Below are 26,024 nucleotides of genomic sequence, written 5' to 3'. Positions count from 1 at the left end.
ACAAATCTTTTTATTACCAAGAAACAAATCACCTTAAAAAGGGTTAGAGATCACTCTGACCATTTGAAACTTTAATCCTAACCACCGAAATCATCCAACATAATATCCTCGCGGTCGACTCCAAGCTCCAGGAGCATGTTAATCACCGAGGAATTCATTATCGGAGGTCCACACATATAATACTCGCAATCCTCGGGCGCAGTATGATTCTTAAGATACTCATCATAAAGAACGTTATGAATGAATCCAGTATAGCCATCCCAATCATCTTCAGGCAGTGCATCAGATAAAGCAACATGCCAGGTAAAGTTTGGAAACTCGGCTGCCAGTTGATCAAAGTCCTCAACAAAGAACATTTCCCGCTTTGACCGCGCGCCGTACCAGAATGTGATCTTACGATCCTTGTTCTTAAGACGCTTAAGCTGGTCAAAAATGTGACTACGCATTGGCGCCATACCCGCACCGCCGCCGATAAAGACCATTTCCTTATCAGTATCGCGTGCAAAAAACTCGCCGAATGGCCCCGAGATCGTCACCTTATCACCTGGTTTCAAATTAAAGATATAAGACGACATTTGTCCCGGAGGAATACCCTGTGTTCCCGGTGGCGGTGATGCCACACGAACATTGAGCATAATCATGCCCTTTTCTTCCGGGTAGTTTGCCATTGAATAAGCACGTTCAACAGGTTCACTTACTGTCGACTCGTATTGCCAGAGATTGAACTTGTCCCAATCTTCCCGATACTCTTCTTCAACGTCGAAATCTTTGTATTTCAGTTGATGTGCAGGTGCTTCAATCTGAATGTAGCCCCCCGCACGGAAGTTGACATCCTCACCTTCAGGCAGATCAAGTATTAATGCCTTAATGAAAGTTGCCACATTCTCGTTTGAACGAACCGTACATTCCCACTTTTTAACACCGAAAACCTCTTCAGGAACTTCAATTTCCATATCCTGCTTAACCGCGACCTGACAGGACAGACGGTCGCCACAAGAGGCTTCGCGTTTTGTGATATGGCTTTCCTCCGTCGGCAGAATAGAACCACCACCAGAAAAAATCTTAACGCGACATTGCGCACAGGTGCCACCACCACCACAAGCAGAAGGAACAAAAAGTTTCTGTTCGGCCAGTGTTTGCAACAACTTTCCGCCAGCAGGCACAGAAATCGTTTTCTCGCCATTAATGGTAATATCAACGTTTCCGGTAGAAACCAGCTTGGAGCGTGCAGCGAGAATGATCGTAACAAGTGCCAGAACGATCAATGTAAAAAGCAGGATGCCTAATCCAAATGTGATCAATTGAGCCTCCCCTTTACAGTTTCACGCCACTAAAGGACATGAAAGCCATCGCCATAAGGCCGGCAGTGATGAAGGTAATACCAAGGCCCTGAAGGCCGTCAGGTATATCCGAATACTTTAGCTTTTCCCGAACACCAGCCATTGCCGTGATCGCCAAAGCCCAACCAAAACCGGAAGAGATGCCGTAGGTTGTCGCTTCTGCAAAGTTATAGTCACGCTCGACCATAAAGAGCGAACCACCAAGAATAGCACAGTTCACCGTAATCAACGGCAGGAACACACCCAAAGCATTGTAGAGCGGCGGGAAATATTTATCCAAGACCATTTCAAGGATCTGAACCAGCGCAGCAATAACGCCGATATAAGAAATCAAACCGAGAAAAGTCAGATCAACATTACCAAAACCTGCCCAGGAAAGAGCGCCCGGCGCCAGAAGATACGTCAGGATCAGATTGTTTGCCGGCACAGTAATGGCCTGCACAATCATCACGGAAATACCCAGTCCAATAGCAGTCGCAATCTTTTTCGACACAGCAATAAAGGTGCACATGCCAAGGAAAAATGAAAGCGCAAGATTTTCGACGAAAATCGCCTTTACGGCTAAAGAGATCAGCTCTTCCATTAGTGTTCCTCAACCACTTGAATTTTATAATCACGCTCTTCAACTTGCTCTGGCTTCCAGGCGCGGAATGCCCAGATAATCAAACCAATCACAAAGAAGGCAGACGGCGGCAACAACAAGAGACCGTTTGGCACGTACCAACCACCATTATTAACTGTCTCAAGTATCGTCACACCAAAGAGAGAACCGGAACCGAACAGCTCGCGAATCACACCGACGAGCATCAATATCAGGCCGTAGCCTAACCCATTACCAATTCCATCGATGAAAGATGCAATCGGGGGATTCTTCATAGCAAAGGCCTCGGCACGCCCCATCACAATACAGTTGGTAATGATCAAACCGACAAAAACAGACAGTGTTTTGGAAATTTCGAAGGCATAGGCCTTAAGGACTTGATCAACGACAATAACCAGTGACGCAATAATGACCATCTGAACAATAATCCGAATGGAACCAGGGATCTGATTTCGGATCATTGAAATAAACATAGATGCAAAGGCTGTAACCGCCGTCACGGCCAAGGCCATAACAAACGCAACCTGTAGGGAAGATGTTACCGCAAGCGCCGAACAGATACCCAGAACCTGTAGCGTAATCGGGTTGTTATCGACCATTGGGTCAAGGATAAGTTCTTTAGGAGTTTGCGCCATTAGATCTCTCCTGCTTTAACGGATGCAAGGAAGGGAGCATATCCTGCCTTACCCATCCAGAAACGAACCAGATTATCCACACCATTTGACGTTAGTGTCGCCCCAGCCAAAGCATCAACATGGAATTCCTGTCCTGCAGGCGGAGCCGTTTTGGCAACTGTTATCTGTAGCACACCATTCTCATCATAGAGCTTCTGACCACGCCATAATGATTTCCAGCGCGGATTATCAACCTCGGCCCCAAGGCCCGGTGTTTCAGCGTGGCTGTAGAACTGTAAACCAAAGACATCATTGGCATTTTCTTCTACAGCAATAAAGCCATAAAGCGTTGACCAAAGACCATAACCGTGTAGAGGCAAAATTACCTTATCCAGACTGCCATCTTCATTACGCAGAAGATAAACAGTAACAAATTTAGCTTGCCGACCGATAGACGCAGGATCATCAGTCAATTCCACAGATAATTCAAGATCATCCGCAGCAGCGCGATCATCAAATGTGGTCGCATCGAACTGGTCAGTAAATTTACCTGTTGCGAGTTCCAGCACATGTGGTTCGAAAACCTTGAATGCCTCGGTCACATCCGTGTCAGGATTATAAAGTCCAGCCACTTGCAGAATATTAATCTGCTTGTCTTTAAGCTTATTGATTTCCTGTACTGGTCTCAAAGAAACCGCAACAGCCGATACAATCATTGAAGCCACAAGACAGAGCGTAACAGCTACAAATACCGTCTTGCCCACAGAATCTGGTGGCGTGTCGAGAAAACGGCGTAACAGCCCAGTTTTTTTATTTTCGTCAGGCATTACCTTTTGCCCTCCGCTTGATATTGGCCTGCACCACAAAATAATCGATCAATGGCGCAAAGACGTTTCCGAATAGTATGGCGAGCATCATGCCTTCGGGAAAAGCCGGGTTAATCACACGGATCATCACCACCATAAAACCAATCAATGCGCCATAGATATAACGTCCGACGTTGGTATGACTGGCAGAAACAGGCTCAGTAACCATAAAAGCAAGACCAAAAGCAAAACCGCCTGTAACAAGGTGCCAATACCAAGGCATAGCAAACATTGGATTACTGTCAGAACCAATCCAGTTGAGGAGCAATGAAAAGCCGATCATTCCGCCCAGACAGCCAGCAACCAAACGCCAGTTGGCAATCTTGGTAATGAGCAAGAAGCTCAATCCAATTAAACAAGCGAGTGTAGAGGTCTCACCAATAGATCCCTGAATCGTACCAATGAAAGCACTTGTCCAATCAATCCCGCGTGCAGCAAGTTCCACAAAGCCGTCAGAAGCACTTACAGAAAGCATCGTTGCGCCAGAGAAGCCATCCACAGGTGTCCAGATTGTTTCGCCAGACATTTGCGCCGGATAAGCAAAATAAAGAAAAGCCCGTCCAGTCAGTGCTGGATTAAGGAAATTCTTACCCGTTCCACCAAAGACCTCTTTACCAATGACAACGCCAAAGGAAATGCCAAGGGCTACCTGCCACAAGGGAGCACTTGGCGGCAAGATAAGCGCATAAAGCATTGAAGTAACAAGAAAACCTTCGTTAACTTCATGCCCACGAACCGTCGCAAAGATAACTTCCCAAATACCACCGACAACAAGTGTCACAATGTAGATCGGTAAAAAATAAAGCAGCCCATGTAAAAAATTAGCAATGTGATTGTCAGGATTAAAGCCAACACCCAACAAATCAAGCAGCCATACTCGCCAACCTGATGAATTATGAACTTCCATCGCCGTATTGGTCTGCAAACCAATATTATAAAGACCAATTAGAATGCAAGGGATCGTTGCGATGACCACGTAGGTCATAATCCGTTTCATATCCACATAAGATCTTGCATGTGGGGCGACTTTAGTCACCGTTTTTGGTGTGTAGAGAAAGCTCTCAACCATTTCATAAATTGGGAAGAACTTCTCGTATTTTCCACCATTGGTAAAGTGAGGTTCTATGTGATCGAAAAAGTTGCGAATGCCCACGTGATCAGCCCTCCTTTTCGATCTTGTTAAGGCAATCGCGCAGCGCCATGCCATACTCGTATTTGGCTGGGCATGCAAAGCCAACCAGGCCAAGGTCTTCTTCGTCCAGTTCCATCACGCCGAGTGCCTGTGCTTGATCGGTATCCATCACCAAAAGGGCGCGTAACAATTGCGTTGGCAGATAATCCTGCGGCATAAGCTCTTCAAAGGTTCCAAGCGGCACCATGGCTCTACGCCCACCATTAAGGTTTGACGTCAAAGCATAAAGCTTCTTCGAAAAAGCCGATCCTAACACAGGCTGTACGGAAAATTTCGACGGCATTGGCAGTATCCAACCCATTGTGATCTGCTTATGATCTTCTTCAATCAAAGTGATCTGACGAGCATAACGACCAAGATAACCATCCTCACCCTCGCCCATACGACCACTGAGGATTGAACCTGATATCATTCGAACAGGTGTATCACCGGGAATATCCCTTTCAACCAGATCCGCCATTGATGCACCAGCAACTGAACGAACCAAACGAGGATTAGCACAAAGTGGACCAGACAAAGCGACCACCCGACTGGCATCATAACGACCGGTCAATAATAGCTTACCGATAGAAATCACATCTGAATAACCAATCGTCCAGACAGCTTGATCACCCCTCGGGGGTTCCAGAAAATGCACATGCGTACCAGCGAGACCAGCCGGATGTGGACCAGAAAAACTTGCAACAGTTACATCAGAAATATCTGAACCGGGAATATCAGCATCGGGCGATTGGCAAAGATAGGTTTTACCTTCTGTAAGCAGTGTAATCGCTCCGAGCCCTTTTCGGAAAGCTTCGGCTTCATCAGCAATAATTTCTGCCGGATCAGCCGAAAGTGGCTCTGTATCCATAGCAGTCACAAAAATAGCTGATGGCTTGGTATCTGGTGCGGGAACCTTGGAATAAGGTCTGGTGCGAAACGACGTCCAAAGCCCAGAAGCGCAAAGACGCTTAGTTAAACCTTCTGCAGTAAAAACATCACCAACATTAGAAAAATCAACTGGTTCAGCAGCGGCCTCGTCAATGTCAATTACGACACTGATCAAAACACGGCGCGCACCGCGATTAATGGCTCTAACCCGTCCAGAAACTGGTGAGGTAACCCTAACTTCCGGTGTATCTTTATGAGAAAGTATTGGGGCTCCTGCCCCAACGACGTCCCCCTCTTGAACCGCAAGTCGCGGCTTTAGGCCGATATAGTCCGCGCCCAAGATGGCAACGGAACCAACAGTAGCAGGATCTTTGATTCCAGGCTCGGGTGCCCCCAGCACAGGAACATCAAGACCTTTTCGTAACGAGAATTTCGGCACGTTTATGCAGTCCTGTAAAAATTTTTAGCCCTTATGCGACAATTATGCTGCCTCTTAAAGTACTTTTTTGACCGTAAAGACTTAATTTTTTGTTGAATCTGCTATAAAACTCGCCCATAAGCCAATGAAACTAGCTTTTATATTAGCACGGAGGCCTTAATAGTGCCGGACAATTTCCTCATTTCGCGCCGAAACTTCATGATTATGCCAGCTTGCCTAGCCGCTCTAAGCGCTTGCAAATTGGGGTCATCAGCGTCGGTGTTAAAAGTCGCCGGTTTCACCATGGGCACCAACTACTCTGTTGTAGCTATTGATCACACTCGAACTTTGTCAGAAGAAGTACTGCGTAAGGACATTGATAGCGCGTTGTTGCAAGTAAATGCACAGCTATCAAACTGGGATCCGGCCTCAGAAATTTCTCGCTTTAATGCGTCAAATTCTACAGACTCGATATCAGTTTCCCCCGCCTTAGCAGAAGTTATGAATGCTGCTGATGTCGTGCATGCTGCCAGTGATGGTCAATTCGACGTAACACTAGGCCCACTAATTGATCTTTGGGGTTTCGGCTCTGCAAATAACACTGTGCAGACACCGACAGCAGAGGTAATCGAAGCAGCTCTACGTGCATCTGGGCAAAGCCAAACATTACGTATCTCTGATCAATCTCTTCAGAAACAAACACCGGGAACAGAGATTTATCTCTCTGCGATTGGCAAAGGCTATGGGGTTGATGTCATCGCACGTAAACTCGAAAGTCATGGTATCAAAGATTTCATGGTTGAAATCGGCGGCGATCTTTATACAGCCGGCCTCAACCCGGATGGTACACCGTGGCAGATTGGTATCGAAACCCCTGACGCGCACGACCGTACGATGCATGAAGTTGTCGGCCTTTCAAACCTGGGCATGGCGACATCAGGTGACTATCGTAACTATTTCGAAAAAGATGGCGTACGCTATTCACACATCATTGATGCCCAAACAGGTCGCCCAATTACACATACGACAGCATCAGTTACTGTATTGACCGAAAATGCTATGCTTGCTGATGCCTGGGCAACTGCAATGCTTGTGCACGGTAAAGAGCGCGGGCTGGAAATCGCAAATAATCGTGATATGGCAGTATTGTTCATTGAACGCGACACCAATGCGACCCATACTAAGTTTATTACAACACCAAGCGTGCGTTTTAGCGAAATGCAAGCTTAGAGATCGGATAGCAGACCGTGGCAACCTTCTTTTTAGCATTCGGCATCTTGGTCTTACTCGTTCTTGGCATGGCAATTGGTGTCATTATGCAAGGGAAGACGATAAAGGGCAGTTGCGGTGGCCTGAATGCCATCGGTGACGCTGATCACTGTCTGGTTTGCAATAAAGAAGTCGATCCGAATAGCCCGTTACGCGACAGGCTAAGTTGCCCACGTGCTCGTGCAAAACAAAGTGAAGCCAGCTAAATAAAGCTATAGACGTCTCATTTGAATTAATCCCCTCTAACCAAAATGTGAGAGGGGATTTTTTATCTTCCCATTGCGCCATAAAAAGCTGAACGCCAAGAAAACTAAAGCTGAGTATTACTTATAATACAAACTCTTTGAATGTAGTATTTAAATTCCGGTAGACAGAGGTATAAAGCCCAATACCAATAGGCAGCTTGCTGCTATTAGGCCAGAAATCCATAATTGCCATCTTGGCCCCTCAGCCTTCCAAACCCGGCGATACTTATAGCCGGCCAGACAGGCAATTATAAAAATTAACGTCGCGCTCCAGGGAGCCAGATTTATCGTTGTCAAAAAGCAAGACTTCCCCAAATAAATGATTTGCCTTATAGTTATTAAGCACAGTCCATTATGACAATCAAGTCAGGATGCTTTTTATGCCTACAACCTATCAAGGACCAAGGAAAAGCGATAACCGGCAAAAAAAAACGGTTAGTCAATCAACGCAATCCAATTTTGCTACGGGGACGGCTACGGTACAAAATATAATCGCAAATAAAGGTGACGCTGTTTTTTCTATAAGCCCTCAAGACACATTAGGAAAAGCAGTCAAACTACTCAGCGAAAAACGAATAGGAGCCTTGGTCGTATCAAATTCCAACGGCACCCTGCTCGGAATCCTTTCCGAGCGTGATATTGTTCGTAAACTGGCCGAAACACCGGGGCGAACGCTTCCTCATAAAGTTGAACAGGTCATGACAAGTAATGTTGAAGTTTGCACCCGGGCCGAACCACTTGTATCTGTCCTCCGCCGGATGACGGATGGCCGCTTTCGTCATATGCCCGTTATGGAAGACAAAAAGCTTGTTGGTGTTGTTACCATCGGGGATGTCGTGAACTACCGCCTTAATGAGCTTGAGTACGAGGCTTTACAGCTTAAGCAACTTGTCGTTGGTTAAGTTTCTTCTGATTTTATATAGATAACAGTTCTGAGAGTCTTTCATGGATGGCAGAGCGTTTTACTTGATAATCACACTGCCTCCGAATGCTGTTCCCTATTGAGAACAGTATACGCATACAAGCTCTACACTTAAAGCTCAGCAAGTAGCTTGCCCCCTCAAACTCAACCGAAAACAGAATCGTAAGATACTGATCTATAAAAACAAAAACGGCGCTTCAAATAATGAAGCGCCGTTTCAATTAAGACGTCTGGTGGGCGATGACAGGCTCGAACTGCCGACCCTCTCGGTGTAAACGAGATGCTCTACCAACTGAGCTAATCGCCCACCAGACGTCCCGTCTGATGAAGGAGCTTGTAAGGTGATTCGCCGCCCTTGGCAAGAGCAAAATTACACAAAATTGACAATAAACATAAAAAAACCGGTTAGCCAAAAGCTAACCGGTTTTTCGTCAACAACTACAAACAATTATCACTTGTTTACAGCGTCTTTCAAGCCTTTACCGGCTTTAAACTTAGGCTGCTTGGAAGCAGGAATCTGAATAACCTCACCAGTACGTGGGTTACGACCCTGAGAAGCAGCACGTGCAGCTACGCTGAAAGTACCAAAACCAACGAGACGAACTTCGTCGCCACCGGTTAGAGCATCTGTTACAGCTTCAAACACGCCGTCGATAGCTTTACCTGCATCGGCCTTGGATAGACCTGTTTTGTCAGCTACAGCTGCGACCAAATCATTTTTATTCATGGTTGACCCCCCCTCTAATTATACGGGTAAGATTGAAAAAAGTGTCTAATGACTTCTTGATTGTGAGGTGATTGTAGATCGCTAATGGCAGCGACGTCAATGCAAGAAACGACCGAATCCCAAGGGTTTTGGTAGCATTTTATCTATCTTGCCTCACAAAAAGCACAACTAGTGCGTAATTACCCCCTCACGATCGCTTTCATGATGCTTTTCTGCATCACTTCCTTCGCTCCAATCCTCTATAGGTGTTAGATTCTCGGAAAGAGCCTCTTTAAGGACTTCATCCACCGTAGAACAAGGTATTACCTTGAGTCCCTGAAGAACATTCTCAGGAATATCGGCTAAATCTTTTTCATTTTCCTTCGGAATAATGACCGTTTTTATGTTTCCACGAAGCGCAGCCATCATTTTTTCTTTTAAGCCGCCAATCGGAAGCACACGACCACGCAAAGTTACTTCGCCAGTCATGGCAACATCATGTCGAATCGGCGTTCCCGTCAAAACGGAGACAATAGACGTGACCATCGCCACACCAGCAGAAGGGCCATCTTTAGGAGTCGCTCCCTCTGGCACATGCACGTGAATATCTTTTTTATCAAATAAAGACGGTTTGATACCAAATTCCAGGCTACGGCTCTTCACAAAGTATTCTGCAGCCTGGATCGATTCTTTCATCACATCGCCAAGTTTACCTGTCGCAGAAACTTTTCCTTTACCGGAAACAGTAACAGATTCGATCGTCAGCAGCTCACCGCCAACCTCTGTCCAGGCAAGCCCGGTAACAACACCGACAAGATCTTTCTGCTCTGCTTCACCATAGCGATAGCGTTGAATGCCAGCAAAATCACCGAGGTTATCAATAGTCACATGAACAGTAGCCATTGTTCCCATCTCGATTTCTTTGACTGCCTTACGCAATAGCTTGGCAACTTCACGCTCCAGATTACGAACGCCAGCTTCACGGGTATAGTGCTGTATCAGTTTGCGAAGAGCTTCATCATCGATAGACCACTCTTCTTTTTTGACACCATGATCTTTCATTTGTTTTGGAATCAAATGGCGAATCGCAATCTGCAGCTTCTCATCTTCTGTGTAGCCGGGAATCCGAATGATTTCCATACGATCCAGCAAAGGTTGCGGCATGCGCAATGAGTTTGCAGTAGTCACAAACATTACATCAGAGAGATCGTAATCCACTTCGAGATAATGATCATTAAATGTGTTGTTTTGTTCCGGATCCAATACTTCAAGCAAAGCCGAGGAGGGATCACCGCGCCAATCATTCCCCAACTTGTCAATCTCATCCAGCAGAAACAACGGATTAGAAGATTTAGCTTTCTTCATTCCCTGAATAACTTTACCCGGCATAGACCCGATATATGTACGGCGATGACCACGTACTTCAGATTCGTCACGCACACCGCCCAAACTCATGCGGACAAAGTTACGTCCTGTCGCTCGTGCAATCGACTTGCCCAAAGATGTTTTACCAACACCGGGAGGACCAACAAGGCAAAGAATCGGACCTTTGACCTTACGCATACGCTGCTGAACGGCCAAATATTCGAGAATACGTTCTTTGACCTTTTCCAAACCAAAATGCTCTTCATCCAGAACTTTTCCGGCATTAGGAATATCTTTTTTGATTTTACTGCGTTTTTTCCACGGAATAGAAAGCATCCAGTCAAGATAGTTACGAACAACAGTAGCTTCAGCAGACATGGGACTCATGTTGCGTAGTTTCTTCAGTTCCGTCGTGGACTTGTCTCTAGCTTCCTTGGTCAGTTTGGTTTTTGCGATCTTGTCTTCAAGCTCGGCGAGTTCATCCCGACCATCTTCCCCTTCGCCAAGTTCCTTTTGAATAGCTTTTAGCTGCTCATTCAAATAGTACTCGCGCTGAGTTTTTTCCATTTGGCGCTTAACGCGATTTCGAATTCTTTTTTCGACTTGAAGAACGCCAATTTCGCCTTCCATAAAGCCGTAGATTTTTTCCAGACGCTCAGCAATTGTTTCACATTCAAGAAGTTCCTGCTTCTCGGAAATTTTAAGTGAAAGATGAGACGCAACTGTATCTGCAAGTTTACCAGATTCATCGATCTGATTAATTGAAACCAGGACTTCCGGCGGAATTTTTTTGTTCAGCTTGATATATTGCTCGAACTGGGAAACGACGCTTCTTGAAAGAGCATCCAGTTCTCTTTCATCTCCGTCATCATCATCCAACGGTTCTGCCTCTGCCTGGAAGAAGTCTTCATTATCAGAAAATTTGGTAATCTTCGCACGGCGCGCGCCTTCAACCAGAACCTTAACCGTACCATCGGGCAATTTCAGCAACTGAAGAACTGTGCCAATTGTACCTACGGTGTAGATATCCGCAGGGCTAGGGTCATCCTGTGATGCATTTTTCTGTGTCACAAGCAGGATCTGCTTGTCTTCTTTCATCACATCTTCAAGCGCACGAACAGATTTATCACGTCCGACAAATAAGGGAACAATCATATGCGGGAAGACAACTATGTCACGTAAAGGCAGTACGGGATAAACATCACCGTGAGAAATTTCCAACATATATCCTCACAAGCTCGCTGGCTTAAAAACAGAGTCTAGGGGGTGATCACTCACCCCCCGTAAAATAAACAACTATACAGATAAGAACAGGTACATAACCTTCAAGCCATTAAGAAAAAAGAATGGCCTCAAAAAAGTCACGCGTCCGTGCCGGTCTCTTCCTTGCTATCACCATAGATATAGAGAGGTTGTGCCTTACCGGTTACAACTTCGCTATTAATAACAATTTCTTCGACACCTTTAAGGTTTGGCAGTTCGTACATCGTATCAAGAAGAATACCTTCCATTATAGAACGCAGACCGCGTGCACCGGTTTTCCGCTCAATTGCTTTTCCAGCAATTCCCAAAAGAGCACCATCAGTAAAAGTCAGTGAAACATCTTCCATATCAAATAGACGTTTGTACTGCTTAACCAACGCATTCTTTGGTTGGGACAAAATTTCAACCAATGCATCAGCATCAAGATCTTCCAGTGTCGCAACAACTGGTAGACGGCCAACAAATTCAGGTATCAGACCGAATTTCAACAAATCTTCCGGCTCAACTTCGCGAAGGATATCACCCATTCTTCGCTCGTCAGGCCCCTGAACATCAGCCCCAAAACCAATGGATGACCCCTTGCCACGACCAGAGATAATTTTATCCAGTCCTGCAAAAGCACCACCGACAATAAAGAGGATGTTCGTTGTATCGACCTGAAGGAATTCCTGTTGCGGATGTTTCCGCCCCCCCTGTGGCGGTACAGAAGCAACAGTGCCTTCCATAATTTTCAACAATGCCTGCTGAACACCTTCACCTGATACATCACGTGTGATAGACGGGTTATCAGACTTACGGCTGATCTTATCGACCTCGTCAATATAGACGATACCACGTTGAGCACGCTCAACATTGTAATCAGCAGACTGCAGGAGCTTGAGAATTATATTTTCAACATCCTCCCCAACATAGCCGGCTTCGGTCAATGTCGTCGCATCAGCCATGGTAAAGGGAACATCCAGAATTCTCGCCAGAGTTTGTGCCAGAAGTGTTTTACCACAACCAGTTGGTCCAACCAGCATAATGTTGGACTTGGCGAGTTCGACATCACCAGATTTGTTCCCATGTGCCAGACGTTTGTAATGATTATGCACAGCAACAGAGAGAACTTTTTTAGCATGCCCCTGCCCGATGACATAATCGTTTAACACATCACAGATATCCTGAGGCGAAGGTACCCCGTCACCAGATTTCACCAATGATGATTTATGTTCTTCACGAATGATATCCATACATAATTCGACACACTCATCACAAATAAAGACGGTGGGTCCCGCAATCAACTTGCGAACTTCATGCTGGCTCTTGCCGCAGAAGGAACAGTAGAGAGTATTTTTCGAGTCGTTATCGCTCGATTTTGACATTACGTATGAGCCTCGAAATCAATTCCCAATATTAGGTCATGTTGACAGACAGACCCGACCCGCACAATGGGAAATATCCATGTAATAAGCAAAATACCTCGACAAATACCAATTAAAGTACCTGTCATTTGTTATAAAGGTAACAAAGCTTCGTTAATGAACAGTTCCCTGTGCTGGTCAAATTACTAATTATTTAGATGCACCACTCTTATCGCTGGCATCTGCTTCACGATGAGAAATCACCTCATCAATCAAACCAAATTTCTTGGCTTCATCAGGCGTCATAAAGTTATCACGCTCCATTCCCTGTTCGATGACCTCAATCGGCTGACCGCAGTGATCAGCATAGAGACCGTTCAGGCGAGATCTGGTATTAATGATATCTTTTGCATGAATTTCAATATCCGTCACCTGTCCCTGGAAACCGCCAGAAGGTTGATGGATCATGATCTTTGAATTTGGCAAGGCAAAGCGTTTACTCTTTGCACCAGCCATCAACAACAAAGATCCTGCTGATGCAGCCTGACCAACACATACGGTAGATACTTCCGGTTTGATGTATTGCATTGTGTCATACATCGCCAAGCCAGATGTCACCACACCGCCAGGTGAGTTAATGTAGAAAGAGATATCTTTCTTTGGATTATCTGATTCAAGGAACAGCAATTGAGCGCATATAAGGCTTGCTACCTGATCGTTTACCTGACCAGTCAGAAAAATAATTCGCTCTTTTAGAAGCCTTGAGTAGATATCATAAGAACGTTCGCCACGGCTTGTTTGCTCAACAACCATAGGAACGAGAGTATTCATATATATATCGCGTGGATCACTCATAGCTTCCCCTCAACGTAATTCGCGTGTCGCATATTAATTAACAAATTAAGCTCGTTAACTATATCTCACTAGAAAGTAATATGGGTTGCGCGAGAGATTCGCACAACCCATACAACACGTTTAGTTTTATTAAAGCAGATCAGATCTTAAGCATCTGCCTTTTTCGCAGTAGCTTTTTTAGCTGGCTTCTTGGCCGGAGTCTTCTTTGTTGCAGCTTTTTTAGCTGGTTTCTTTTTAGATACAGCTTCGTTTTCAGCTTCAATCTGCTTGCGTAGATCATCAGGAGAAATTGATTTCTCTGTCACTTTTGCAAGATCAACGATGAAATCAACAACCTTGTCTTCAAATACAGGAGCACGAAGGTTAGCAATGGCTTGCGGGTTCTTCTGATAGAACTCAAAAACAGCCTGTTCTTGACCTGGGTAGTTGCGTGCTTCCTGAAGAAGAGCAGCGTTCAATTCTTCTTGAGTAACATCAATTTCGTTCTTGCCACCAACTTCAGAAAGAAGAAGACCAAGGCGAACACGACGTACAGCAATGTCCTGATATTCGGCTTTCAGTTCGTCATCAGACTTTGCAGCATCTTCTTCATCAAGCTTGCCTTGCTCTTTGTCGGCTTCGATCTGTTTCCAGATACCGTCAAATTCAGATTCAACCATTGCTTCTGGAACATCAAAATCGTGGTTATCAGCAAGCTGATCCAGAACTTCACGTTTCAGATGAGAATGTGCAATGCGGTCATATTCCGCCTTAACTTGCTCGGCAACACGCTCTTTAAGTTTTTCGAGGTTTTCTTCACCAAGTTTCTCAGCAAGCGCATCATCGATTTCAGCGGGAACAGTCTCTTCAATGTCTTTTACTTTCACTTCAAAGACAGCATCCTGACCAGATAGTTTTTCGTTACCATACCCTTCAGGGAAAGTAACGTTTACAGTCACATCATCATCGATGTTTGCACCGACAACCTGATCTTCGAAGCCCGGGATGAACTGACCAGAACCGAGTTCCAGTTTGAAATCATCCCCAGCCATACCAGGAAGTGCTTCGCCATCAACAGTGCCTTTGAAGTCGATAGTTACAACATCACCTTCTTTTGCTTTACGCTTACGTTTTAGAGGCTGAGTTGTTTTATGGTTTTCAGCAATACGTCCAAGAGACTCGTCTACTTCTTCTGCAGGAACATCAACAGATAGTTTTTCAAGATTCAATTTGGCGAAATCCATTGGGTTGATATCAGGGATGATTTCGAAAGCAATAGAATATTCGAGATCTTTACCATCATCAAAAGAAGTAACTTCGATTTTTGGCTGCATCGCAGGACGAAGGCTGCGCTCTGAAATCACTTCCTGAGATGTTTCATTGACCAATGCTTCAAGAACTTCGCCCATTACGGATTTACCGAAGCGCTGCTTCATCATTTTCATTGGAATTTTGCCAGGACGGAAGCCCGGGAGCTTGACTTGAGAACTCAGCTCAACCAGACGACTATCGATTTTTGCGTCGATATCATTGGCGGGTACGACCACCGTAAATTCGCGTTTCAGATTTTCCGCGTTAGTCTCAGTTACCTGCATTTGCCGGCGACGCCTTTCATTTCTACGTAAAAAAGACCTGGGAGGACAAAAGCGGGCTGCCCGGGCAGCGCTGGCCTTCCAGGGTCAAAAAAATTAGTTTCGAAATGGTGCGGGTGAGAGGACTTGAACCTCCACGCCTCTCGGCGCCAGAACCTAAATCTGGTGCGTCTACCAATTCCGCCACACCCGCATTTCGTCTCGATTTGGAGGGGTTTAATACATCATTACGGAGTACGCAACTAAGACTTTTCAATTTTGTTATTTTTTTTTGATTTTCTCATCACGTTTTTCTCTCGCGCATCAAAAAACCCCAGAATACTGCCAATCTTGTTTTTTTAATCAATAACCAAAAACATTTTTAAGCATCTCTGTTGTTCGAGCCGCCGGATTCTGACGAATCTGCTCTTCTTCCTTTGCCAGGTAATAAAACACCCCCTCAAGCGTCTTTGAAGCTGTATAGTCAGTCAAATCCGCTTTCACATCAGGTACAAAAGGAATCGTCTTGTAGCTGGAAATTACTTCTTCGTAACTGTTTATCGCACCAACTTCTGAAAGCGTCCGGGCAATAATTGGCTTAAATCTTTCCTTTAGCTCAGGACTCATTTTTTGTTGAAAATATCTCGTCGCTTCATCATTGCGCCCATCATAAATTCGTCGTGCATCTTCCAGCGTCATCTTCGAAATCGTATCAAAGAAAAGTTCACGCGCTTCTACTGATGCTTTTTCAGCGCCGCGATTGAGTTTGAGTTCAAGATCATCTGCCATAGAGGACAAGCCGACAGTACGCAATGCCCCCTGAACTCTCTTTAGGTTCTCAGGCAGAGGAATATGAATGTTGCTATCTTTATTAAAACCGTCTTGCAAGCTAACCTTATCAACGACACGGGAAGAACCAACCCGTAGAGCTTCTTTCAAACCTGTTGATATTTCTTCAACGCTCAGACTACTCTGACTTTGCCCTTTCTGCTTGGTTTCTCCGCCATTGAGAACCTTAAGGCCTTCGCTAAACAAATCTGCCTGTACTGGCAAAGAAAAAAGCGTAACTGATAAAGCAGCAGAAAATGTGATGAACTTCCTGAACATAGAAGAATTCCGAACCTGATGAAAAATTACTGACTGAGTTTGGTAATCACATATAGCAGATTCAGATAACACATATACATACGTAAAAGATTAAACCCAAAGAAATCACACCCTCAGAAGATATACAATATACAAAATACAAAAGGCCTCGAACAGTTCAGTCCAAGGCCCGACACAGGATTTATTATATAACCAAAGTTTAAATAGCTTCGCAGTAACGCTCGGAAAAGCTTGAAAGGCCAAGTGTTCTGAAGTCTTCGAACCCGGTACTGCTGTCACCATCAACTGATATTGAAAAGTGGACGTGCGGGATGCCAAAGATATCCTTTTTTACATTAATAACCTTGGCCGTTTCCACAACCCGATGGGGGTTCACATAACGATATTTGTGACCAACTTTGACTTCATCAGAATCGCGTTTGAACTTATATAGACTATCAACAAATGACATAATTAAACCCTAATATACGAACACTTACTTTACATGACAGTACCAATAATCGCCGATAGCTATTAAATAAAAGTAAATAAATAGATCAAAAACCATATATTTTTTTGTAACTCTAAGGGGTTACAAATTTATCACTCAATCTTTTCATTTTTGAAGGGCACTATAGCCCCGCTAATGCCAGCCAGAAGATCATCAGCAATCATACCACTTCCAGCCCTTTGCGCGGCGTCACCATGTAGCCAAACACCTGCACAAGCCGCTTCAAATACAGATACACTTTGCGCAAGTAATCCTGTAATAATACCCGCGAGAACATCACCTGTTCCGCCTCGCGCTAGCCAATAAGGCGCGTTAGTATTGATCACCGTCCTTCCGTCAGGTGCCGTAATGATCGTATCTGCCCCCTTCAGAACAAGGACACAACCTGCCTTTACCGCAGCTTGACGCGCCCGCTCCAGCCGACTGCCCCGAATCTCGGGAAAAAGCCTCTTAAACTCTCCTTCATGGGGGGTAATAATTACTTGATCATTCAACAAAGATAATAACTGTTCCGGTTTTTCTTCAAAAACACTGATGGCATCAGCATCAAGCACCACAGGAATGGAGCAGCTCTCCAGAATAGTAGAAACAAAGGATTTGAAGTCATCGCTTCGACCACCCCCAGCCCCCAGAACAAAGGAACTTATTTTTCTGTTTTTCAGAAACTCGGCTAACGTCATGGGGTCCTTATGCTCCTCGACAATGAGACTCGGTGACGTTAGCTCATAAAGCAGTCTGTCTGCCTCGGAACATAGGACAGTCACAAGGCCAGAACCAGCCCGCAAGGCAGACATCGCGACCAGACGCCCAGCGCCAGACATCTGGCCACCCCACACAAGACTATGCCCGAAATGATATTTATGCTGATCATACTGATAGCGAGGAATTTGCTTAGACCAAAGATCGGGGTGATTTTCTTGAAATTGCAGATCTAACTTTGCTCTGACTTTTTTCGGAATACCTATATCAGCAACAATAACATCACCGCACCAATCGGCACCGGGATAGAGACAATGTCCTGTCTTTTTCACTAAGAAAGTCACTGTTTTTTCTGCATGAAAAGCAATGCCCCCGACAAGCTCACCAGTATCGCCAGACACACCGCTTGGTATATCGACAGATACAACACACTTTCCTAGCGACCATTCAACATAACTACAGCAAGTGCGATCGAGAGGGCGCGCAAGACCAGCCCCGAAAAGCGCATCAACAATAACATCAGCTTGTCCAAAATCTGCCTCATCAAGCTCGCGAAGGACAATTCCCCGCCACTCCCTCGCAAAATGAAGTGCGTCTCCTTTAAGCTCAGATATAGGCACCATAGAATAGAGCTGAACCTCATACCCCAATTCATCCAACACTACCGCTGCGACAAAACCATCCCCGCCATTATTGCCGGGGCCACAGAGCACAAGCACCCTCCCCTCTGGAACCATGCCGCAAACCGTTTTTGCAACCGCCCGCCCAGCCTTCCCCATCAGTGAAATTCCAGACACACCAGATTCCATCGCCAGACTATCGGCCCGATACATATCGCGAACGCTAAGAAGAGAATGATCAATCCCAGGCATCTATAATCATCACAGTAGTTAGAAAAACATTTCTAATTAATAGCATAGCACGCGCCTAAATCCTGGCTAAGATATAGATGCGTAGAGGGAAGATAAGCGTATAGAAGATATTAGAAGATAAAAAGAGCCAGGAAGCTTCTACAGAGCAAAATATCCTAAAAACCTGCTTATCTTCTCGGATTAGGTTTGGGCTTTGGCACCAATAAACTGCCAATACCAGCATAGCCTCGAGGATTCTTCCTAGGCCTAAAAGCGGGATCATCCTTGAGCGGGCCAATTAGCGCTACAGATTCAGCAAAGGCAGTTTTAACCGGTTTTGACTTTAACTCAGGTTTTGGCTCTGGTTTAGGCACTGTAACTTGTATCTCTGTGACTGGCACTTCTTTAGTATCATCCTGCTTATCACTACTCTCAATCTCAAGAGCAACTAATGTATCAGGGTTTTCGGGAGAAACCTCTTCAACAACAGGCTGTGTTGCCTCTGCCTCAACATTCAATTTGGCAATCTCAGCAAGCCTGTCAGCGGCAGAACGGCTTCCGTTTTTCTCAGCAGCCCTATACCACTTTTCAGCCACCTCATTATCGACAGGAACTGACAAGCCCAACCGATAAACTTCGCCAAGAGCATACTGAGCACCGGAAACATTGTTATTAGCAGATTGGTGGAACCAGAAAACGGCGCGCTCAAAATTTTGTGCGACGCCTTCCCCACGGAAAAGAGCAAGGCCAAGATTATATTGTGCCATTGGATGATTCGATTCCGAGGCCATACGCCAATAACCGACAGCTTTTGCCCGGTCTGCCTTGATACCCTTTCCCTGAGCATACAAACGTCCAAGATTATTTTGAGCAGCAGCAACGCCCTGATTCGCAGCAGCTTCATACCACTTTATAGCCTCAAGATATTTTGGCTTACTACCATATTCTGGTGTTTCGTATAGCTTACCCAGACTGTATTGAGCCTTACCATGTCCATTCTCTGCCAGCGGTAACCAGAATGACAACGCAAGCGCATGATCCCCCTGTTCGAAAGCAGTGACACCATTCAAATAGTCATCTGCTTTTACGATATGTAATGATGAGAGTGTCATTGCGCTGGCAAGAAGGACACTACAAAGGGTCTTACGCATACTATTGAAACCTACGAATCTAAACTACAGTAGTGAACCTACATATTAGATCAATATGGCTCAACAATGACCTTCACATAATGAGCATTTATTTATGTGAAGATTAATTCAGGATCTTATTTGCTCGGGAACATCTTTATCCGGATACAGCGCCAGACAGGTGTATTGGAGCAATTTTTCACGATTTCCAGAAGACATTATAACGCGAACACCAATCTGGTTTTCCCGCTGCCACATCACCTCACCCTGGAATTCACCAGCAATGGAATGCGTCAGTGTGACTTCTTCGCCAACATCAGCCCCAAGATTGCCCTTGAGGCAAAACCCACCAAAAGACAAATCAGCAATGGTTGTCATAACGGCTTGGCCATCTCTATCAACCACTTTTAAGGAAATCGGTTCAGAAGCCGGAAATCTGGGAGCCTGGCGTCTATCTTCACCAGCGATCACGTTATTTTCCATCACACATGCCTTCATTAATGAAACAATTATGTCAAATTAATGATAAATCAAAACAACCTAATCAGTCGTTAATAAAATAAGGTTGGCGATAACTTAGTCATGATCAAAAGGAAGATACAAAAAACGGCTAACCAATCGGTTACCGCATTCTAAATATTCAACATTGACATGGGGTGGCTGAGGGGACTTGAACCCCCGACCCCCGGTACCACAAACCGGTGCTCTAACCAACTGAGCTACAGCCACCACAAGGTCAACTAGGCAACGTACATCCGTTACCGATGAGCGAGCTTTTATACGCATAGATCGAAACCGTCAAGCGCAACTGTACACACAAATCAAATAGTTTTCATTCTTTCCCTGCCAATACGGATCATAACGAATCAGAAAGAGGTATTAAAACCTGAAAAAGCTTTACTTACGACCAACAAACACAACCTCTCAGTCGTAATTGAAGTACCCTTGCCCCAGTAAAGTAAAATCAGATTCCAGATTCGGAGCACAAAAAAAAACGTTAAGACATGAAAATCAGTGCCGAAGCTGACCTCTATTAACCTCACATCAGGTCTTATCTCTCGTGACGCAAATATAATCAAACGACAAACCACCAGCTAAATAATAAGCAGCATGTGATTAAAAATTAGGCACATACATAAATACAGATCTACACATCACTTAATTGCGCCATTTCAGAGTTGGCATACATCATGCAAAACAGGGGCATAACAATGTGGACGAAAGAGCCGCCCCTTACTGATGCTGGAGCATTCGGACAAATGAAAAAGATCGAAGCGATCATTAAACCTTTTAAACTCGATGAAGTGAAAGAAGCCCTCCACGAAGTCGGTATCAAAGGTATTACCGTAACTGAAGCAAAAGGTTTTGGTCGCCAGAAAGGCCATACAGAGCTTTATCGCGGCGCTGAATATGTTGTCGACTTTCTCCCCAAGGTGAAAGTTGAAATCGTTCTTGAAGACGAGTTGGCTGAACGCGCCACCGAGGCAATTCAACAAGCGGCTCAAACTGGCCGTATTGGCGATGGTAAAATCTTTGTCAGCCACATCGAAGAGGTCATTCGAATCAGAACAGGTGAACGCGGCGGCGACGCTATCTAATCAATATCCGGCTAACCAATACCTGAAACCCAATTTACCCAATTCCATAAAAAATACTTTAGTACAGAGGAAAGAGCTTATGGCTGACGTACAGAGCGTCCTTGATATGATCAAGGAGAACGAAGTTGAATTCGTTGATTACCGTTTCACAGATCCACGCGGAAAATGGCACCACATGACAATGTGCGCTTCTGCTGTTGGTGAAGACGAGTTGGAAGACGGTATCTTGTTTGACGGTTCCTCTATCGAAGGTTGGAGAGCTATCAACGAATCAGACATGATCATCAAACCAGATCTTGCATCTGCTGTTATGGACCCTTTCTCTGCTCAGGCGCAAATGATCCTGACCTGTACAGTGTACGAGCCGGATTCAGGCCAACTTTACAATCGTGACCCACGTGCAACCGCAGAACGTGCCGAAGCTTACCTTCAGTCCACAGGCATCGGTGACACCGTTTATTTCGGTCCGGAAGCTGAATTTTTTGTGTTTGATAATGTACAGTTCGATACAAACAGCCACAGCACATTCTTCCAGTTGGATGATGAAGAATCCCCACACATGAACCGTGCTGAAATTGATGGCGGAAACTCTGGCCATCGCCCTCGGATTAAAGGTGGTTACGTACCTGTTGGTCCTGTTGATACCGGTATTGATCTTCGGGCTGAAATGACCACAGTTCTTAAGGCAATGGGTGTTGAAGCAGAAAAGCATCACCACGAAGTTGCCCCATCACAGCATGAATTGGGGGTTAAGTTTAACACACTTGTTCGCGCTGCTGATGAACTACAGATCTACAAATATGTTGTACAAAACGTTGCCCACGCCTATGGCAAAACAGCGACCTTCATGCCTAAACCGGTTGCTGGCGATAACGGCTCTGGCATGCACTGTCACCAGTCAATCTGGAAAGACGGCAAGCCAACTTTTGCTGGCGAAAGCTATGCAGGCCTTTCCGAAACCTGCCTGCACTACATTGGCGGCGTCATCAAACACGCAAAAGCTCTGAACGCTTTCACAAACCCGTCAACAAACAGCTACAAGCGCCTTGTTCCCGGTTTTGAAGCACCTGTGCTTCTTGCTTATTCTGCGCGTAATCGCTCAGCATCTTGCCGTATTCCTCATGGTTCCAACCCAAAAGCAAAACGCGTTGAAGTTCGTTTCCCGGATCCTGTTGCAAACCCATACCTGGCGTTCTCAGCTCTTCTGATGGCTGGCCTTGATGGCATCCGCAACAAAATCCACCCAGGGGACGCCATGGACAAAGATCTTTATGATCTACCAGCAGAAGAACTCAAAGATATCCCGACAGTTTGCGGGTCTCTCAGAGAAGCTCTGGAAGCTCTGGAAGCAGATAATGAGTTCTTGCTTGCAGGTGACGTATTCTCCAAAGATCAGATAGAAGCGTACATCAGCCTGAAGTGGGAAGAAGTCCAGCGCTTTGAAATGACACCTCACCCCGTTGAGTTCGATATGTATTACAGCGCCTAAGACTGTTATCAGAAGCGACTATCCCGATGCCCCCCTTCACCGGGGGCGTCCCTGCAAACAGGGGTAGCGCCTCAAACTAAAAGAGCCTTCATTTTGGGGGCTTTTCTTCTTTTATAAGTAGTGTTACCTACGTAAATCACTCAATTACAAGAGATCGCGCTTATTCTTATCTATTTAGGAAGCTAGATATGCTCCAGCTGCAGAATCACTGTTGCATGGTCGCTTCACATCCCCCGAAGCGACACCCCCTTGCACAGAAATAATCGAGCACGGAGCATATCTAGCACCATTGTGAGCATCGCGGATTACGACAATAAAAGTTTAAGTTACCACGAGGACATTACATTGTCCTTCCCCTCAGCCAACAGACAGAGGCGCACCATTTCCGGCAGGCTTCTCACGTCCAGCTTTTCCATAATTCTGGCGCGATGAACCTCAACAGTTCGGGTGCTGATACCCAACTCGTAAGCAATAACCTTGTTCAACAATCCCAGAACAAGCTTATCGAGAACCTCTTTCTCTCGTGGTGTTAACTTTTCGATGGCAGCAATTGCATGGGTTCTGAGTTCAGCTTCTTCCTGCTGTGCTTCACTTTGCTGAAGGGCCGAGGTCACAACCTCAGTGATTGCAGTGTCAGAAAAAGGTTTTTCGACAAAACTAAAGGCCCCGGCCTTCATTGTTTCGACAGCTTTGGGAATATCCCCATGCCCGGATATCATAACAACAACAAGATTGCTGTCTGCTGCAGTAATTTCCTTTAAAGCTTCAACGCCATCCATTCCTGGCATCCTGATATCCAGCAAGACGCAGCCGGAATGCCCCAGGAGATTTTTAGAAAAAAACTTTTCAGCCGATGAAAAGGTTTGAATGGTAGCATCAAAGGAAGATGTGCTTAACAGTAATTCAGTAGATTCACGTACAGCATCGTCATCATCAATAATGTATATATACATATCGTCTCTCTGCAAAACCCCTGTACTCTACACAACACTACAGCAAAAGGTACTTAATCATCCCAAAGCTTTCCGGCCATTATTTACAACAAATAGAAAGACAACAAGTTCTAGTTTGCTTTCCCAACCACAAGCAGAATAGATTTGATCTCTACAAATTGAATCCGGTTCGCCCTAAATTCCAATAACCTAACTATCAATCACACCAAATGTTAACATTTGCAACCAAGACCTTTTTAAAAACAACCACAATACTGGTGGCTGTTTTGCTTTGTGTGATCATCCTGAAAATTTCAGATCCATGGGCGGTAAGAATTTTACGTCACAATACCTTTGATATTTTTCAAAAGATAAGTCCGAACCAGAAAGAAAATTCGCAAATTATCTTGGTAGAAATCGATGAAAAAAGTCTCAAAACACAAGGTCAATGGCCCTGGCAAAGGAATATTCTTGCCAATCTTGCTGACAAAATCTTGAGGCAATCTCCTCAAGCACTGGCAATAGATATTGTCTTTCCGGAACCAGATAGAACATCACCCAGCCTTATCCTCGACAATAATCCTGCACTTATCCAACAGCTAAAAACTCATGACCATGACTTTCCTTCCTACGATAACATTCTCGCAGACGTGCTCAAAGGGCACCCTGTCATTTTGGGAATGGCGACGGGGTATGGTACAGATCAACGCGCTCCGGTTGAGACAACAACAAGCATAAAAATGTACGGGGACGATGTAAGATCCACCTTGCCAAAGTTTAACTATGTCCTCAGAAACATAGAGCAACTTGAAAAGGTAACAACACAGGGTGTCAATAATCTGGCGCCGGAGCGGGATGGTATTATCCGTCAACTTCCTTTGTTGTATAATGTAAACGGCACCATCATTCCGTCTTTTGAAATCGAAACTCTGCGCATCGCCAATAATGCAGATGAAATTGAATTGACCACAAAGGACAGCAAACTCAAAAGTATCCGACTAGATTCTTTCGATTTGACGATGAGCAATCGCGGTAAACCCTGGATCTATTTTAGCAAAAACTCTGATTACACAAAGGTGTCTGCAAACGATATCCTTACAGACACAATTGACGATACTCTCTTCAAGGATAAAATTGTCATTCTCGGGGTAACAGCTCTTGGTATAGCCAATTACTCACTGACACCCGTTGGGTCAAACCTGTCAGGCTTGGCAATCCATGCCCAGGCGCTGGACAATATGCTCACAGACACCCTTCTAACGCGTCCCTCTTCCTTTTTCTGGATGGAACTGAGCTATTTATTGTTAATTGGCATTCTTTTCCTTGCCGTTCACAAACGACATGGTGCTTTGGAAGTTACAGTTACATTTGCTATTTTATGTTGGATAACCATTCTTTTATCATCCGCTATCTTTACCTTGAGAACAGAGCTTTTTGACCCTTCCCTGCCGTTAATTCTCACATTGATCATGTTTATGATTTCTGTCTCTACGGGCTTTGTAATGGAGCAGACCCGCAGACGGGAAGAAGCAAGGATTGCAGAACAAAAAGAGCGTGAAAAAGAAGCAAGGATCAGAAAATTACAAAATGAGCTGCTACACACCATTGGCAAAAGTTCAGTGCAGAAACTGTCCTCATCCATTGCACACGAGTTAAATCAGCCTCTTGCCGCCATATATAACTTCGCAAACGCCGCCAGGAAAATTTTGGATAGAGACAATATTAATCTGGAAACAGTCAAACCGGTTTTAGAGAAAATCCTGAACCAGGCTGACCGCGGTAATGAAATCTTACGCACGATCAGAGACGCAGCAGAAACTGGCAAGACCAATCTCTCCTCACTTAATATAAACAAAATCATTATCGAAGAAATAGAATTACTTAACGATTCAGGTTTTGGAAGAAAGGTTAATATTAATACCAGTCTTTCCCCAGAGATCACAGATGGCACTGCAAACGAAATTCAACTCCACCAAGTACTCCTTAACCTCATTCGCAACGCCAAACAAGCTACAGAAGAAATAGACAGAACTGATCATGAAATACTGATTTCAACCTGCGAAAACCCCAAAGGAATGATTGAAGTCGCAGTAAGTGATACAGGACCGGGATTAACAGAAGATCAGAAAACAGACCTCTTTAAACCCTTCTTTACCACCAAAGAGCAAGGAACAGGTCTGGGACTGGCCATTAGTCGCTCTATTATTGAAGCATGGGGTGGCAACTTATGGGTAGAGGATAACGATAAAGGGGGGGCAACATTCAAGTTCACCCTCCCCCTTAATAACTAAACCTGTTAATATATTACG

The 26,024-nt window shown here is 44.9% G+C and carries 23 protein-coding genes and 3 tRNA genes; 6 read left to right on the top strand and 20 right to left on the bottom strand.

Going from position 1 to position 26,024, the window contains the following annotated elements:
* Positions 1–77 precede the first annotated feature (77 nt).
* Genes nqrF through D9A03_RS04650 form a run of 6 tightly spaced genes read right to left on the bottom strand, consistent with a single transcriptional unit; the run spans position 78 to position 5,922 of the window.
* A complete protein-coding gene (nqrF, locus tag D9A03_RS04675; protein WP_120496053.1) occupies positions 78–1,301 on the bottom strand; it encodes an NADH:ubiquinone reductase (Na(+)-transporting) subunit F in 1,224 nt (407 codons plus the stop codon).
* A 13-nt stretch (positions 1,302–1,314) separates the two neighbouring features.
* Positions 1,315–1,923, bottom strand: a complete 609-nt coding sequence (nqrE, locus tag D9A03_RS04670) for an NADH:ubiquinone reductase (Na(+)-transporting) subunit E (RefSeq protein ID WP_120496052.1) — start codon at positions 1,921–1,923, stop codon at positions 1,315–1,317.
* The gene (locus D9A03_RS04665) at positions 1,923–2,576 is read right to left on the bottom strand and encodes an NADH:ubiquinone reductase (Na(+)-transporting) subunit D (protein WP_046505063.1); all 654 of its coding nucleotides are present in this window, start codon (positions 2,574–2,576) and stop codon (positions 1,923–1,925) included. Before D9A03_RS04665 ends, nqrE begins: the two co-directional genes overlap by 1 nt.
* Positions 2,576–3,382, bottom strand: a complete 807-nt coding sequence (locus tag D9A03_RS04660; RefSeq protein ID WP_120496051.1) for a Na(+)-translocating NADH-quinone reductase subunit C — start codon at positions 3,380–3,382, stop codon at positions 2,576–2,578. Before D9A03_RS04660 ends, D9A03_RS04665 begins: the two co-directional genes overlap by 1 nt.
* Positions 3,375–4,574: an NADH:ubiquinone reductase (Na(+)-transporting) subunit B gene (locus D9A03_RS04655; protein ID WP_120496050.1), complete on the bottom strand. Its 1,200-nt coding sequence runs from the start codon at positions 4,572–4,574 to the stop codon at positions 3,375–3,377. The genes D9A03_RS04660 and D9A03_RS04655 overlap by 8 nt, the downstream gene beginning before the upstream one ends.
* Before the next feature lie 4 nt (positions 4,575–4,578).
* Positions 4,579–5,922 carry a Na(+)-translocating NADH-quinone reductase subunit A gene (locus tag D9A03_RS04650; RefSeq protein ID WP_120496049.1) on the bottom strand — a complete coding sequence of 448 codons (1,344 nt, stop codon included), beginning with the start codon at positions 5,920–5,922 and terminating at the stop codon, positions 4,579–4,581.
* A gap of 162 nt (positions 5,923–6,084) precedes the next feature.
* Here D9A03_RS04650 and D9A03_RS04645 point away from each other — a divergent pair, with 162 nt between their 5' ends.
* The 3 genes from D9A03_RS04645 (at position 6,085) to D9A03_RS04630 (ending at position 8,317) form a co-directional block, all read left to right on the top strand.
* Positions 6,085–7,131, top strand: a complete 1,047-nt coding sequence (locus D9A03_RS04645) for an FAD:protein FMN transferase (protein WP_120496048.1) — start codon at positions 6,085–6,087, stop codon at positions 7,129–7,131.
* Positions 7,132–7,148: 17 nt separating this feature from the next.
* On the top strand, positions 7,149–7,376 hold the full coding sequence (gene nqrM, locus D9A03_RS04640; protein WP_120496047.1) for a (Na+)-NQR maturation NqrM: 228 nt from the start codon (positions 7,149–7,151) through the stop codon (positions 7,374–7,376).
* 419 nt (positions 7,377–7,795) lie between these two features.
* Positions 7,796–8,317: a CBS domain-containing protein gene (locus D9A03_RS04630; protein ID WP_120496045.1), complete on the top strand. Its 522-nt coding sequence runs from the start codon at positions 7,796–7,798 to the stop codon at positions 8,315–8,317.
* 251 nt (positions 8,318–8,568) lie between these two features.
* Here the strand turns inward: D9A03_RS04630 and D9A03_RS04625 are convergent.
* The 13 genes from D9A03_RS04625 to D9A03_RS04565 form a co-directional block, all read right to left on the bottom strand.
* Positions 8,569–8,644: transfer RNA gene (locus tag D9A03_RS04625), tRNA-Val, on the bottom strand.
* Between the two features lie 144 nt (positions 8,645–8,788).
* Positions 8,789–9,064: an HU family DNA-binding protein gene (locus tag D9A03_RS04620; protein ID WP_046505047.1), complete on the bottom strand. Its 276-nt coding sequence runs from the start codon at positions 9,062–9,064 to the stop codon at positions 8,789–8,791.
* 168 nt (positions 9,065–9,232) lie between these two features.
* Complete coding sequence (gene lon / locus D9A03_RS04615; protein ID WP_120496044.1) at positions 9,233–11,632, bottom strand: endopeptidase La; 2,400 nt, start codon at positions 11,630–11,632, stop codon at positions 9,233–9,235.
* A 137-nt stretch (positions 11,633–11,769) separates the two neighbouring features.
* Entirely contained in the window at positions 11,770–13,035 is a 1,266-nt protein-coding gene (gene clpX, locus D9A03_RS04610; protein WP_120496043.1) for an ATP-dependent Clp protease ATP-binding subunit ClpX, read from the bottom strand.
* A gap of 189 nt (positions 13,036–13,224) precedes the next feature.
* Entirely contained in the window at positions 13,225–13,869 is a 645-nt protein-coding gene (gene clpP / locus D9A03_RS04605; protein ID WP_120496042.1) for an ATP-dependent Clp endopeptidase proteolytic subunit ClpP, read from the bottom strand.
* 146 nt (positions 13,870–14,015) lie between these two features.
* A complete protein-coding gene (gene tig, locus D9A03_RS04600; RefSeq protein ID WP_120496041.1) occupies positions 14,016–15,443 on the bottom strand; it encodes a trigger factor in 1,428 nt (475 codons plus the stop codon).
* A 105-nt stretch (positions 15,444–15,548) separates the two neighbouring features.
* A tRNA-Leu gene (locus tag D9A03_RS04595) sits at positions 15,549–15,633 on the bottom strand.
* Positions 15,634–15,782: 149 nt separating this feature from the next.
* Positions 15,783–16,526, bottom strand: coding sequence for a DUF4197 domain-containing protein (locus tag D9A03_RS04590; RefSeq protein ID WP_120496040.1), 744 nt, complete (start codon positions 16,524–16,526; stop codon positions 15,783–15,785).
* 199 nt (positions 16,527–16,725) lie between these two features.
* The gene (locus tag D9A03_RS04585) at positions 16,726–16,977 is read right to left on the bottom strand and encodes a hypothetical protein (protein ID WP_120496039.1); all 252 of its coding nucleotides are present in this window, start codon (positions 16,975–16,977) and stop codon (positions 16,726–16,728) included.
* 131 nt (positions 16,978–17,108) lie between these two features.
* A complete protein-coding gene (locus D9A03_RS04580) occupies positions 17,109–18,587 on the bottom strand; it encodes an NAD(P)H-hydrate dehydratase (protein WP_120496038.1) in 1,479 nt (492 codons plus the stop codon).
* A gap of 167 nt (positions 18,588–18,754) precedes the next feature.
* A complete protein-coding gene (locus D9A03_RS04575) occupies positions 18,755–19,717 on the bottom strand; it encodes an SEL1-like repeat protein (RefSeq protein ID WP_120496037.1) in 963 nt (320 codons plus the stop codon).
* Between the two features lie 108 nt (positions 19,718–19,825).
* The gene (locus D9A03_RS04570; RefSeq protein ID WP_162937975.1) at positions 19,826–20,179 is read right to left on the bottom strand and encodes a PilZ domain-containing protein; all 354 of its coding nucleotides are present in this window, start codon (positions 20,177–20,179) and stop codon (positions 19,826–19,828) included.
* 169 nt (positions 20,180–20,348) lie between these two features.
* Positions 20,349–20,425, bottom strand: a tRNA-His gene (locus D9A03_RS04565).
* Positions 20,426–20,955: 530 nt separating this feature from the next.
* Here D9A03_RS04565 and D9A03_RS04560 point away from each other — a divergent pair.
* Both D9A03_RS04560 and glnA read left to right on the top strand, forming a co-directional pair.
* The gene (locus tag D9A03_RS04560; protein ID WP_047763637.1) at positions 20,956–21,294 is read left to right on the top strand and encodes a P-II family nitrogen regulator; all 339 of its coding nucleotides are present in this window, start codon (positions 20,956–20,958) and stop codon (positions 21,292–21,294) included.
* A 79-nt stretch (positions 21,295–21,373) separates the two neighbouring features.
* Complete coding sequence (glnA, locus tag D9A03_RS04555; RefSeq protein WP_120496035.1) at positions 21,374–22,783, top strand: type I glutamate--ammonia ligase; 1,410 nt, start codon at positions 21,374–21,376, stop codon at positions 22,781–22,783.
* A 326-nt stretch (positions 22,784–23,109) separates the two neighbouring features.
* Here glnA and D9A03_RS04550 read toward each other — a convergent pair whose 3' ends face one another.
* Positions 23,110–23,736 carry a response regulator transcription factor gene (locus D9A03_RS04550; RefSeq protein ID WP_120496034.1) on the bottom strand — a complete coding sequence of 209 codons (627 nt, stop codon included), beginning with the start codon at positions 23,734–23,736 and terminating at the stop codon, positions 23,110–23,112.
* Between the two features lie 209 nt (positions 23,737–23,945).
* Here D9A03_RS04550 and D9A03_RS04545 point away from each other — a divergent pair, with 209 nt between their 5' ends.
* Positions 23,946–26,006, top strand: coding sequence for a CHASE2 domain-containing protein (locus D9A03_RS04545; protein WP_120496033.1), 2,061 nt, complete (start codon positions 23,946–23,948; stop codon positions 26,004–26,006).
* The last annotated feature ends 18 nt before the right edge of the window (positions 26,007–26,024 follow it).

Source organism: Kiloniella sp. EL199 (genome assembly GCF_900313065.1).
GTDB lineage: Bacteria > Pseudomonadota > Alphaproteobacteria > Kiloniellales > Kiloniellaceae > Kiloniella.
The sequence above is the reverse complement of the archived record's forward strand: the minus strand, read 5'-3'. Positions and strand labels throughout refer to the sequence as shown.

Bases quoted from the DNA above. Each gene is read 5' to 3' on its own strand.
- nqrE (WP_120496052.1), bottom strand. From the start codon at position 1,923: ATGGAAGAGCTGATCTCTTTAGCCGTAAAGGCGATTTTCGTCGAAAAT.
- D9A03_RS04665 (WP_046505063.1), bottom strand. From the start codon at position 2,576: ATGGCGCAAACTCCTAAAGAACTTATCCTTGACCCAATGGTCGATAAC.
- D9A03_RS04660 (WP_120496051.1), bottom strand. From the start codon at position 3,382: ATGCCTGACGAAAATAAAAAAACTGGGCTGTTACGCCGTTTTCTCGAC.
- D9A03_RS04630 (WP_120496045.1), top strand. From the start codon at position 7,796: ATGCCTACAACCTATCAAGGACCAAGGAAAAGCGATAACCGGCAAAAA.
- D9A03_RS04620 (WP_046505047.1), bottom strand. From the start codon at position 9,064: ATGAATAAAAATGATTTGGTCGCAGCTGTAGCTGACAAAACAGGTCTA.
- lon (WP_120496044.1), bottom strand. From the start codon at position 11,632: ATGTTGGAAATTTCTCACGGTGATGTTTATCCCGTACTGCCTTTACGT.
- clpX (WP_120496043.1), bottom strand. From the start codon at position 13,035: ATGTCAAAATCGAGCGATAACGACTCGAAAAATACTCTCTACTGTTCC.
- clpP (WP_120496042.1), bottom strand. From the start codon at position 13,869: ATGAGTGATCCACGCGATATATATATGAATACTCTCGTTCCTATGGTT.
- tig (WP_120496041.1), bottom strand. From the start codon at position 15,443: ATGCAGGTAACTGAGACTAACGCGGAAAATCTGAAACGCGAATTTACG.
- D9A03_RS04590 (WP_120496040.1), bottom strand. From the start codon at position 16,526: ATGTTCAGGAAGTTCATCACATTTTCTGCTGCTTTATCAGTTACGCTT.
- D9A03_RS04585 (WP_120496039.1), bottom strand. From the start codon at position 16,977: ATGTCATTTGTTGATAGTCTATATAAGTTCAAACGCGATTCTGATGAA.
- D9A03_RS04580 (WP_120496038.1), bottom strand. From the start codon at position 18,587: ATGCCTGGGATTGATCATTCTCTTCTTAGCGTTCGCGATATGTATCGG.
- D9A03_RS04575 (WP_120496037.1), bottom strand. From the start codon at position 19,717: ATGCGTAAGACCCTTTGTAGTGTCCTTCTTGCCAGCGCAATGACACTC.
- D9A03_RS04570 (WP_162937975.1), bottom strand. From the start codon at position 20,179: ATGGAAAATAACGTGATCGCTGGTGAAGATAGACGCCAGGCTCCCAGA.
- D9A03_RS04560 (WP_047763637.1), top strand. From the start codon at position 20,956: ATGAAAAAGATCGAAGCGATCATTAAACCTTTTAAACTCGATGAAGTG.
- glnA (WP_120496035.1), top strand. From the start codon at position 21,374: ATGGCTGACGTACAGAGCGTCCTTGATATGATCAAGGAGAACGAAGTT.
- D9A03_RS04550 (WP_120496034.1), bottom strand. From the start codon at position 23,736: ATGTATATATACATTATTGATGATGACGATGCTGTACGTGAATCTACT.
- D9A03_RS04545 (WP_120496033.1), top strand. From the start codon at position 23,946: ATGTTAACATTTGCAACCAAGACCTTTTTAAAAACAACCACAATACTG.